This is a genomic window from Nocardioides sp. J54, assembly GCF_000519005.1.
Taxonomy (GTDB): Bacteria; Actinomycetota; Actinomycetes; order Propionibacteriales; family Nocardioidaceae; genus Nocardioides.
In genome coordinates, this window is the sequence record NZ_JAER01000065.1 from 1 (window position 1) to 11,222 (window position 11,222).

The 11,222-nt window shown below is 71.8% G+C and carries 10 protein-coding genes; 7 read left to right on the top strand and 3 right to left on the bottom strand.

Annotation, left to right across the window (positions count from 1 at the left end):
- The first annotated feature begins 413 nt into the window (after window positions 1–413).
- The 6 genes from NOCJ54_RS0122190 to NOCJ54_RS27680 all read left to right on the top strand — a co-directional run bounded on the left by NOCJ54_RS0122190 (window position 414) and on the right by NOCJ54_RS27680 (window position 5,488).
- The gene (locus tag NOCJ54_RS0122190; protein ID WP_028657229.1) at window positions 414–935 is read left to right on the top strand and encodes a regulatory protein RecX; all 522 of its coding nucleotides are present in this window, start codon (window positions 414–416) and stop codon (window positions 933–935) included.
- A gap of 31 nt (window positions 936–966) precedes the next feature.
- On the top strand, window positions 967–1,479 hold the full coding sequence (locus NOCJ54_RS0122195; RefSeq protein ID WP_028657230.1) for a phosphoribosyltransferase: 513 nt from the start codon (window positions 967–969) through the stop codon (window positions 1,477–1,479).
- 9 nt (window positions 1,480–1,488) lie between these two features.
- A complete protein-coding gene (locus NOCJ54_RS0122200; RefSeq protein ID WP_051486282.1) occupies window positions 1,489–2,349 on the top strand; it encodes a polyphosphate kinase 2 family protein in 861 nt (286 codons plus the stop codon).
- Window positions 2,346–3,119, top strand: coding sequence for a HipA family kinase (locus NOCJ54_RS0122205; protein ID WP_028657232.1), 774 nt, complete (start codon window positions 2,346–2,348; stop codon window positions 3,117–3,119). The genes NOCJ54_RS0122200 and NOCJ54_RS0122205 overlap by 4 nt, the downstream gene beginning before the upstream one ends.
- Complete coding sequence (locus tag NOCJ54_RS0122210; RefSeq protein WP_028657233.1) at window positions 3,116–3,550, top strand: DUF3037 domain-containing protein; 435 nt, start codon at window positions 3,116–3,118, stop codon at window positions 3,548–3,550. Before NOCJ54_RS0122205 ends, NOCJ54_RS0122210 begins: the two co-directional genes overlap by 4 nt.
- A gap of 105 nt (window positions 3,551–3,655) precedes the next feature.
- Window positions 3,656–5,488: a calcium-binding protein gene (locus NOCJ54_RS27680; protein WP_084255624.1), complete on the top strand. Its 1,833-nt coding sequence runs from the start codon at window positions 3,656–3,658 to the stop codon at window positions 5,486–5,488.
- A gap of 86 nt (window positions 5,489–5,574) precedes the next feature.
- On the opposite strand, the gene NOCJ54_RS0122220 is transcribed toward NOCJ54_RS27680, so the two are convergent.
- From NOCJ54_RS0122220 to NOCJ54_RS0122235, 3 genes are all read right to left on the bottom strand, one after another.
- A complete protein-coding gene (locus NOCJ54_RS0122220; RefSeq protein WP_028657234.1) occupies window positions 5,575–6,318 on the bottom strand; it encodes a sirohydrochlorin chelatase in 744 nt (247 codons plus the stop codon).
- 46 nt (window positions 6,319–6,364) lie between these two features.
- Window positions 6,365–7,111: a phosphoadenylyl-sulfate reductase gene (locus NOCJ54_RS0122225; RefSeq protein ID WP_084255626.1), complete on the bottom strand. Its 747-nt coding sequence runs from the start codon at window positions 7,109–7,111 to the stop codon at window positions 6,365–6,367.
- 184 nt (window positions 7,112–7,295) lie between these two features.
- Window positions 7,296–9,029, bottom strand: a complete 1,734-nt coding sequence (locus NOCJ54_RS0122235; RefSeq protein ID WP_028657236.1) for a nitrite/sulfite reductase — start codon at window positions 9,027–9,029, stop codon at window positions 7,296–7,298.
- Window positions 9,030–9,412: 383 nt separating this feature from the next.
- Here NOCJ54_RS0122235 and NOCJ54_RS0122240 point away from each other — a divergent pair, with 383 nt between their 5' ends.
- The gene (locus tag NOCJ54_RS0122240) at window positions 9,413–10,864 is read left to right on the top strand and encodes a glycine hydroxymethyltransferase (protein ID WP_028657237.1); all 1,452 of its coding nucleotides are present in this window, start codon (window positions 9,413–9,415) and stop codon (window positions 10,862–10,864) included.
- Window positions 10,865–11,222: the final 358 nt, after the last annotated feature.

Sequence of the window (11,222 nt, forward strand, 5' to 3'; positions counted from 1 at the left end):
GCCAGCATCAGGCAGGGGAGGGGGCCGGCGGCGGGGTCCCCGCTCCGGGCCGCGGGGCACGGCCCGGGAGGCACCGGTGGCACCTGGACCGACCATCCCCGACCAGCCCCGAGACACGGCCACCGTCCAGGACCGACCGGGAGGCTTCGGGTGGCGCCGGTGCCGGACGGGTGTGCCTCGCGGCGATGTCGGGGTGCCGCCGGGGCACGGCAGATCAGCATCACGCAGGGGAGGGGGCCGGCGGCGGGGTCCCCGCTCCGAGCCGCGGGGCACAGCCCGGCAGGCACCGGCGACACCCGGACCGACCACACGCCAGACCACCCACCCAGACCCACCCGACCAACCACCCAGATCCACCCGAAGAGCCAGGCCGACCACCAGACTGACGAGAGCGACGAGAGGCAGGGGTTGACGTGCGCAAGGCAGAAGAGCCCCCGGCAGACCGGCCGGGCGAAGACGCGGACCCGGAGTCGGTCGCGCGCAAGATCCTGCTCGACCAGCTGAGCATCAAGGCCCGCAGCCGCAAGGAGCTCGAGGACCGGCTGGCGAAGAAGGACGTGCCTGAGGAGGTCGCGACCCGGTTGCTCGACCGGTTCGAGGAGGTCGGGCTGGTCGACGACGAGGCGTTCGCCCGGGCGTGGGTGGAGAGCCGGCAGCGCAGCCGCGGGCTGGCGCGCTCGGCCATCGCCGTGGAGCTGCGACGCAAGGGGATCGCCGACGAGACGGCCAAGGAGGTCCTGGCCGAGGTCGACCCCGGTGACGAGGAGGCGGCCGCCCGGCAGCTGGTGCGGCGCAAGCTGCGGAGCATGAAGGGGCTCGACGAGCAGGTCGCCGCCCGGCGCCTGGTCGGCATGCTGGCCCGCAAGGGTTACTCCGCCGGGCTCGCCTACGCGGTCGTGCGCCAGGAGCTGGCGCTGCAGGAGGACGAGTACTGACGTCCGGCCGGCGGTGGCGCACAATGTGCCGGTGACCCCTGACGCCACCGCCGCACCGGAACGCGAAGTCCTCACCTACGAGCTGTTCGGCACCGCGGTGCGCGACCTCGCCCAGCAGGTCGTGGACGACGGCTTCGAGCCCGACATCGTGCTCGCGATCGCCCGCGGCGGCCTCGGCCTGGCGATGGGGCTCGGCTACGCGCTGGACGTGAAGAACCTGTCGGCGGTGAACGTCGAGTTCTACACCGGCGTGAACGAGCGGCTGGACGTGCCGATGATGCTGCCGCCGACGCCCGCGGCGATCGACCTCACCGGGATGAAGGTGCTCATCGCCGACGACGTGGCGGACACCGGCAAGACCCTCGAGGTGGTCCGGGACTTCTTCGCCGACCACGTCGCCGAGGCCCGCACCGCCGTGATCTACGAGAAGCCGTGGACGGTGATCCGCCCTGAGTACGTCTGGCGTCGTACCGAGGCGTGGATCGACTTCCCCTGGTCGTCGACGCCGCCGTTGGTCGACCGTCGTGGTGGGCAGGCCCACTAGTCTCGCCGCATGGCTGCGTTCCCGGTCTCAGAGCTGACCGCCCACCTGCGGGTCCCGCCCGGCCCGGTCGACCTGTCCGCGATCGAGACCGACGCCGCACCGGGCTTCGACGGCAAGAAGGCCGACGGCGCGGCCGCGCTGGCCTCCCTCGCCCCGGAGCTGGCCGAGCTGCAGGAGCGGCTCTTCGCCGACGGTCGCGCCGGCGGGCACCGCTCGGTCCTGCTCGTGCTGCAGGGAATGGACACCTCCGGCAAGGGCGGAACCCTGCGGTCCACGGTCGGGTTGATGGACCCGCAGGGCGTGCGGATCACCTCCTTCAAGGCCCCGACCGAGGAGGAGCTCAGCCACGACTTCCTGTGGCGCATCGAGAAGGCGCTGCCGCCCGAGGGCCTCGTCGGTGTCTTCGACCGGTCCCACTACGAGGACGTCCTGATCGGACGCGTGCGGGAGCTGGCGTCGCCGGAGGAGATCCGTCGGCGCTACGACGCGATCAACGACTGGGAGTCGGCGCTGGTCGAGCAGGGCACCACGATGATCAAGTGCATGCTGCACATCTCGGCCGAGGAGCAGAGGGAGCGCCTCCTCGCCCGGCTGGACGACCCGGCCAAGCACTGGAAGTACAACCCGGGCGACGTCGACGAGCGCGAGCTGTGGCCGGCGTACCAGGAGGCCTACGAGCTGGCGATCGAGCGCACGAACACCGAGGTCGCGCCCTGGCACGTCATCCCGGCGGACAAGAAGTGGTACCGCAACCTGGCGATCGGCACGTTGCTGGTCGACGCGCTGCGGTCCTTCGACCTGTCCTGGCCGGAGGCCGACTTCGACGTCGAGCACGAGAAGCAGCGCCTGGCCGGCGAGCAGCCGCTGTGAGCGCGCTGGAGCACGCCCGCGTCCTGCGCTACGTGACGCCGCTACGCGAGGGCGGCAGCCTGCCGGGGATCGTCGAGGCCGACGACCTCGGCACCTACGTCTGCAAGTTCCGCGGCGCCGGGCAGGGGCCGCGGGTGCTGGTCGCCGAGGTGGTCGTCGCCGGTCTCGCGCGCCTGCTCGACATCCCGACGCCGGACCAGGTCGTCCTGGACGTCGACCCGGACATCGCCCGCTACGAGGCCGATGAGGAGGTGCAGGACCTGATCCGCGCGAGCGCGGGACCGAACCTGGGCATCGACTTCCTGCCCGGCGCCTTCGGGTTCGACCCGTCGACGGTGCCGGACCCGGACCTGGCCGGCCGGATCCTGTGGCTGGACGCGTTCACCGCCAACGTCGACCGGAGCTGGCGCAACCCCAACCTGCTGGTGTGGGGCGGCACGGTGCACGCGATCGACCACGGTGCCTCGCTCTACTTCCACCACTCCTGGCCGGGCGGCCCCGGCGACCCGACGCGGTTCGCGGCCCAGCCCTACGACATCTCCGAGCACGTGCTGGGCGGGTACGTCGAGCAGGCGCGCGCCGCCGACGAGCAGGCCGTGCGCACCCTCACCGACGACGCGCTGACCGGCGTCCTGGCCGACGTGCCGGACGTGTGGTGGGAGCCGGTGCCGGGCGCGGAGAGCCCGGAGGCGCTCCGCGCCCGCTACGTCGCCTTCCTCGCTGCCCGCCGCGACGGCGGTCGGCCGTGGCTCCCGGGGGGTGCGCGGTGACCGGCGACGACGCGACCCGGCTCGACGCCTACCAGTACGTCACGCTCCGCTGCGTCCCCCGCGTGGAGCGCGAGGAGTTCGTCAACGTGGGTGTCGTGCTGCACTGCCCGATGCGTGACTTCCTCGGCATCCGCACCGTCGTCGACGAGCCCCGGCTCCGTGCGCTGCACGACGCCGTCGACGTCGCCGCGGTGCAGGCCGCGCTGGCGGCGCTCGACCGGATCTGCCGGGGCGAGGAGCAGGCATCCTTCGGCGTCGGGGTGCGTGCGACGGCGTACGGCACCCGCGAGGCGCGCGACGACCTCGGCACCCGCTTCGGGCTGATCAAGGCCCCGCGCAGCACGGTCATCCAGCCGAGCCCGGTGCACGGCGGGATGACCAGCGACCCCTCCGAGACCCTCGAGCGCCTGCTCGAGTCGCTGGTGCGCTGAGGCGTCCCCGGACGTGGGGTCGGACCGCAGGCCCACGACGCCCGGGGGTAAAGGCGTGGTGAATCCCGGGACACGGAGTCGACAGCGCCGCTAGCATCCGGCGCCATGCGCCCCATGGCAAGCCCTCACCAGCTCGTCCAGCGAGGCGCTGCGGCCTCGCTCCTCGCCGCAGCCGGCCTCGTTGCCGCAGCAGCGCCCGGTCATGCCGCCGAGACCTGCAACGGCATGGAGGTCACGATCGACCTCAGCACGCTCCCGGGCTACACCGTGGGCCTGCCGTGGACGGTCCCGTCGGGCAACCAGGTAGTCCTGGGGACGTCCGGCAACGACCACATCATCGGCACCAGCGACTACGACGTCATCTGCGGCGCTGCAGGCGACGACATCCTCGTGGGCGAGGGATGGGTTGACGTCCTGATCGGCGGCGACGGCAACGACACGCTGCGCGGCGGCGACGGCAACGACTGGATCGACGGCAGTGGTGGCAGCGACGTGCTCATGGGACAGGACGGCGACGACACGCTCCTCGGCCGGGCCGGCGACGACAGCCTGTACGGGCACGCCGGCAACGACCTCGCTGCGGGCGAGGACGGCGCAGACCTGCTCGACGGGGGCGTCGGGGACGACGAGCTCAGCGGCGGCAACGACGGCGACCTCTTCTACTCCAGTGCGGGCGACGACATCTTCCACGGGGGACCCGGCAGCGACGCGTTGACCTTCGCGCCCCTCAGCGACGTCGGTGGGGTCCACGTCGACCTCGAGGCACAGACGGCGACGGGCCACGGCGACGACACCGTCATTGCGATGTCGAGCGTGTACGGCACGACCGGAGACGACGTCATCGTCGGCGACGTCCTGCCGAACTGGCTCGACGGTGGAGACGGGGACGACGTCCTGAGCGGGCGCGGTGGCGACGACCTGCTGGCAGGCGGCAACGGCGTGGACACGGTGGACTACTCCCGCGCCTCCTCCGGGGCGGAGGTGAACCTGACGACGTTCTTCGGCACTGCCGGCGGCGAGGGCACCGACGCGCTGTCCCAGGTCGAGAACATCATCGGCAGTGACTACGCGGACGCCCTGACGGGCAGCCAGGCTGACAACGTGATCGAGGGTGCCGGCGGACACGACACCATCGATGGCGGTGACGGCAACGACACGCTGGACGGCGGTGACGGCAACGACACCCTGCAGGGCGGGACCGGCGAGGACCTGCTCCGTGCCAGCGCGGGCAACGACGTGCTGGATGGCGGCATCGACCCGGACACGGTCGACTACTCCGCAGCTCCGGCCGGCGTCACCGTGAACCTGGCGACCGGCGTCGCGAGCGGCTTCGGCGACGACGCGCTGGTGCTCGTCGAGCACGTCCGAGGCAGCGCCTTCGCGGACCGGATCACGGGGAACGAGGACAACAACCGCCTCGTCGGCCACGGTGGCGACGACGTGCTGCTCGGGGGAGCTGGTCGCGACGTCCTCGACGGGGGTGCGGGCAACGACGTGCTGGACGGCGGGATCCAGGCCGACGAGCTGCGTGGTGGCACCGGCAACGACCGGCTCCTCGGTGGCTCCGGCGACGACGCGATGGACGGTGGGGCGGGCAACGACGTGCTCCGGGGCGGCACCGGGAACGACACCCTGGCCGGCGCCGGCGGAGCCGACACCCTTGACGGCGGTGCGGGCAACGACGTCGCCCGTGGGGGCGGTGGCCACGACCGGCTTCTCGGTGGTGCCGGCAACGACCGCCTCCACGGTGGCGCCGGGAACGACCGGTTGCTCGGCCATGCCGGGGTCGACCGCCTGTTCGGCGAGGCCGGGCGCGACGTCCTCAGCGGCGGAGCAGGCAACGACGTGCTCAACGGCGGACCGGGACGCGACACCGGTGATGGTGGCCCCGGCCGGGACCGTGCCGTGGCCGTCGAGGTGCGGCGCAACATCCCCTGAGCCGGCTCGGGCCGGGGACACCGACGGCGCCGACCCCTCACGGGGACCGGCGCCGTCGTGCGTCGTGCGGGTTGCTGCCCTCGGGATCAGACCGGGACCAGCTCCACCGCGCCGACGGCGTAGCGGGCCAGGATCGTCCGGGCGATCTCCGGGTGCGCGCCGAGCGGCTCGGAGACCGCGACCGCGCCGGCCTCGAGGGCGAGCTCGGTGGCCCGGTCGACCAGGCTGCCGGGGGCGAGGAAGAGCGACGCGACGGCGATGTGCCGGCGGCCCTCGGCGCGGAAGGCGCGCACCGCCTCGCCGGTGGCCGGCGGGGCGCTGGTGGCGTAGGCCGCCGTCACCGGCAGGCGGTGGTGCGTGCCCCACAGGCGGGCGAGGCGGGCGACCGCCTGGTTGGCGAGCGGGTCCGACGTGCCGGCCGCAGCGAGCACCAGCGCGTCGAGCTCACGCACCCGCGCGGCACGAAGAGCCTCGCGCAGCCGCTCGTCGAGCACCTCGAGGAAACGGGCCTCGAGGCCGAGCACCTCGGTCGCGCGGATCTTCAGGCCGGGGTGGCGCGTGGTCGCCTCGGCGAGGATCTCCGGCACGTCGACCTTGGCGTGGAAGGCCTCCACGAGCAGCAGCGGTACGACGACGATCTCGTCGTGACCCGCCTTCACCAGCCGGTCCACCACCGTGTGGAAGCCCGGCTTCGAGAGGTCGAGGAACGCCCTCTCGATGCGGAGGTCGGGTCGCAGCGCCTTGGTGGCGTCGACGAGCGCCGTGATGGTGGCAGCCGAACGCGGGTCGCGGCTGCCGTGGGCGAGGGCGATGAGTGCAGGCGCAGCCATCAGGAGTTACCCCTTTCGTCCCTGGTGCGGTCCGATGACGTCCTTGTCATGAGTGGATCCCGCACTCGGTCTTGTTGGTCCCGGCCCAGCGACCACTGCGCGGGTCCTCGCCGGGGGCGACCCGGCGGGTGCACGGCGCGCAGCCGATGGACGGGTAGCCGTCGTACACGAGCGGGTTCACGAGCACGCCGTTCTCGGCGATGTAGCGCTCGACCTGCTCGTCGCTCCACCGGGCGATCGGGGAGACCTTCACCTTCTGCTTCTTGGCGTCCCAGCCGATCACCGGGGCGATCACCCGGTTGTGCGTCTCCGCGCGGCGCAGGCCGGTCGCCCAGGCGTCGTACCGGGCGAGCGAGTCAGCCAGCGGCTTGACCTTGCGCAGCGCGCAGCACAGGTCGGGGTCACGCTTGTAGAGCTCCGGGCCGTACGCCGCGTCCTGCTCGGCGACGGACTGCACCGGGGTGATGGTGAGCAGGTTGACGTTCATCGTCGCCTGCACCGCGTCGCGAGTGCCGATGGTCTCGACGAAGTGGTAGCCGGTGTCGAGGAAGACCACGTCGACACCGGGGACGACCTTCTCCGCGAGGTGCGCCAGCACGGCGTCGCCCATCGAGGAGGTGATGCAGAAGCGCTCACCGAACGTGGCCGCAGCCCACTCGATGATGACCTCGGCGGGTGCGAGCTCGAGCTCGGCACCCCAGTGCGAGACCAGCTCGCGCAGCTCCTCCGGGGAGCGGCCCTCGGTGTGGGTGCCGCGGTAGCTCCGGGCAGCAGCGGTGGCGGGAGCGGTCATCAGGCACCTCCTTCTACGTCAGTGGTTCGGGTGGGGGCGGGCATCAGGCCGAGCAGCTCGACCTTGAAGACCCGGCGACAGCCCCGGCATTGCCAGCCGGCCGGCTCGTTGGGCCAGAGGTCGGTCTCGCCGCAGAACGGGCAGTGGTAGGGAACTGCCCTCCGCGACACCGACTCCTCCGACATCAGACCGACTCCAGCGTCCTCGTCTCGAGCACCTTGTCGCCGCGCAGCAGCTCCTCGTCGGCGCGGTGCACCCACGCGTCGAAGGCCTCGCCCTCGGTGCGGTCGGCCAGGTAGTTCGTCACCACCGCGGTCACGTAGTCGTCCAGGCCCTTGCTGGTGACCTTGTGCGCGCGCAGCTTGCGGCCGAAGTTGGCCCGCAGGCCGATCGCGCCGCCGAGGTGCACCTGGAAGCCCTCGACCTGCTCGCCGTTCTCGTCGACGACGAGCTGGCCCTTGAGGCCGAAGTCGGCGACCTGGGTGCGGGCGCAGGCGTTCGGGCAGCCGTTGACGTTGATCGTGATCGGGGTGTCGAGGTCCGGGAACCGGCGCTCGAGCTCGTCGACCAGGTCGCGGGCACGGTTCTTGGTGTCGACGATCGCCAGCTTGCAGAACTCGATGCCGGTGCAGGCCATCGTGTTGCGGCGCCACGCGGAGGGCCGGCCGCTGAGGCCGATCTCGTCGAGGCGGTCGAGCAGCGGCTCCACCTTGTCGCCGTCCACGCCGATCAGCACGATCTTCTGGTACGGCGTGAGGCGGGCGCCGGTGACGCCGTACTCCTCGAGCAGGTCGGCCAGCGCCACCAGCAGCGAGCCGGAGACCCGGCCGGCGGTCGGGGCGACGCCGATGTAGAAGCGGCCGTCCTTCTGCTCGTGCACGCCGACGTGGTCGCGGTGGCCCACCGGCGACTCCGGGGAGGCCAGGGTGACCAGCTTCTTGCCGAGGTACTCGTTCTCGAGGACCTCGCGGAACTTCTCCACGCCCCAGTCGGCGACCAGGAACTTCAGGCGGGCCCGCGAGCGCAGGCGGCGGTAGCCGTAGTCGCGGAAGATGCCGGCGACGCCGGCCCACACGTCGGGGACCTCGTCGAGCGGGATCCACACGCCGAGCTTCTGCGCGAGCATCGGGTTGGTCGACAGGCCACCGCCGACCCACACGTCGAAGCCGGGGCCGAGCTCGGGGTGGACGGTGCCGACGAAGGACACGTCGTTGGTCTCGGGGGAGACGTCCTGGCTCGGGTGGCCGGTGACGGCGGTCTTGAACTTGCGCGGGAAGTTCGAGAAGTCCTTGCTGCCGATGTAGCGGCGCTCGATCTCCTCCAGGGCGGGGGTGCCGTCGATGATCTCGTCCTTGGCGACGCCGGCGACCGGCGAGCCGAGGAAGGGGCGCGGCGAGTCGCCGCACGCCTCGAGGGAGTGCAGGCCGACGGCGTCGAGGCGCTCCCAGATCTCCGGGACGTTCTCGATCTCGATCCAGTGGTACTGGATGTTCTGCCGGTCGGTGACGTCCGCGGTGTCGCGGGCGAAGTCGACGCCGATCTGGCCCAGCGTGCGCACGGCGGCGGGGGAGAGCAGCTTGCCGTCGGAGCGGACCCGGAGCATGAAGTAGCGGTCGTCGAGCTCCTCCTCCTCCAGGGCACCGGTCCGGCCGCCGTCGATCCCGGGCTTGCGCTGGGTGTAGAGGCCCATCCAGCGGAAGCGGCCGCGCAGGTCGGCGGGGTCGATCGAGTCGAAGCCGCGCTTGGAGTAGATGTAGAGGATCCGGTCCCGCACGTTGAGCGGGTCGTCGTCCTTCTTGGACTGCTCGTTCTTGTTGAGCGGCTCGGTGTACCCGAGTGCCCACTGGCCCTCGGCGCGCCGGGGGCGCGGGATCTCGGTGAACTTGGCCGGCTCGGGCTTGTAGCGCAGGTCAGGCATGCGGAGAGGAGGTCCTTCGCTGATGGGCGCGCGGCAGGGTCAGCGGCGCGCGGCTCGGAGAATGGCGGTCGGCGTGATCAGCGGGGCCAACACATCATGCTGCGCGTGCGCCCGAAGTCCACGTGGCGTCGTACCACGAGGTGCGCATGGGTAGCAGCAGTGACCATGTCAATGAGTCTCATCCTTCGGACGCGGCGTCACCAAATCGGAATCTCATGTTGTGGACACACGTCTCGCAATGTGGACGAAAGGTCACGGTTTGCACCGTGATCGCGCAGGGCCTGCGATGCACGTCACACCCGGAGAGGCCTCTCAAGGATCCGCGACCACCGCCAGGCCCGGCCCGGGCAGCAGCGACGCCGCGCACCACTACGCTGTGGGCCATGAGCGACAACTCCCTCAACGGCGAACTCGTCAGCAGCGCATACCGCCAGGCGCTCGAGGTCATCTCCTCCGTCGAGCCCCGCATCGCGGACGCGACGCGCCAGGAGCTCGCCGACCAGCGGGCGTCGCTCAAGCTGATCGCGAGCGAGAACTACGCCTCGCCCGCCGTGCTCCTCACCATGGGCACCTGGTTCAGCGACAAGTACGCCGAGGGCACCGTCGGGCACCGCTTCTACGCCGGCTGCCAGAACGTCGACACCGTCGAGGTGCTCGCCGCCGAGCACGCCCGCGAGCTCTTCGGTGCGGAGTACGCCTACGTCCAGCCGCACTCCGGCATCGACGCCAACCTGACGGCGTACTGGGCGATCCTCGCCCACCGCGTCGAGGGCCCCTGGCTCAAGGACGCCGGCGTGAAGAACATGAACGACCTCACCGAGGCCGACTGGGAGAAGCTGCGCCACGAGCTCGGCAACCAGCGCCTGCTCGGCATGAGCCTCGACGCCGGTGGCCACCTGACCCACGGCTTCCGCCCGAACATCAGCGGCAAGATGTTCCACCAGAACCAGTACGGCACCGACCCGGAGACCGGGCTCCTCGACTACGACGCCCTGCGCGCGAAGGCCAGGGAGTTCAAGCCGCTCATCCTGGTCGCCGGCTACTCCGCCTACCCGCGCCGCGTGAACTTCGCCAAGATGCGCGAGATCGCCGACGAGGTGGGCGCCACCCTCATGGTCGACATGGCGCACTTCGCCGGCCTGGTCGCCGGCAAGGTGTTCACCGGCGACGAGGACCCGGTGCCCCACGCCCACGTCGTCACCAGCACCTCGCACAAGTCCCTGCGCGGCCCGCGCGGCGGCTTCATCCTCGCCACCGAGGAGTACGCCCCCAGCGTCGACCGCGGCTGCCCGATGGTGCTCGGCGGCCCGCTCTCGCACGTGATGGCCGCCAAGGCCGTCGCCTTCGCCGAGGCCCGCACGCCCGCCTTCCAGACCTACGCGCAGGACATCGCCGACAACGCCAAGGCGCTCGCCGAGGGCCTGCAGAAGCGCGGCACCAAGCTCGTCACCGACGGCACCGACAACCACATCGTGCTGCTCGACGTCAGCTCCTACGGCCTCACCGGCCGCCAGGCCGAGTCCGCCCTGCTCGAGGCCGGTGTGGTCACCAATCGCAACTCGGTCCCCGCCGACCCGAACGGCGCCTGGTACACCTCCGGCATCCGGATCGGCACCCCCGCCCTGACCAGCCGCGGCTTCGGTGCGGCGGAGTTCGACGCGGTCGCCGACCTCATCACCGAGGTCCTGAAGAGCACCACGCCCGGCACCACCTCCGCCGGTGCCCCGTCGAAGGCGTCCTACGTCCTCGCCGACGGCGTTGCCGACAAGGTCCGCGCCGCCAGCGCCGAGCTGCTCGACAAGCACCCGCTCTACCCCGGCCTCGACCTCTCTTAGTCTGCGCGAGCGCGTCGCCTGTCGACGAGGGCCGCACGGGCACTCGCTGCGCTCGGCCCGCGGGCCCTCGTCGACGCGCCTTCGGCGCGGGGCGCTGCGCTCGAGCTGATTTGCGCGAGCGCGTCGCCTGTCGAGGGCGGCGCGCAGGCCTCGCTCCGCTTCGGCCCGCACTTGCCCTCGACGCGCCTTCGGCGCGGGCGCCGCGCTGCCGCGCGCGCAGTTGCCTCCGGTAGGCGGCACAGTCGGCATGGCGGCAAGCCTGGCGCTGGTGGCACGTAGCTTGCCGGTGGTTGAGGTGCGAGGCGCCCCGGCGCCGAGCCTCGAAACCTCCGGCCATGGTGCACCGGGCTGTGCCCGC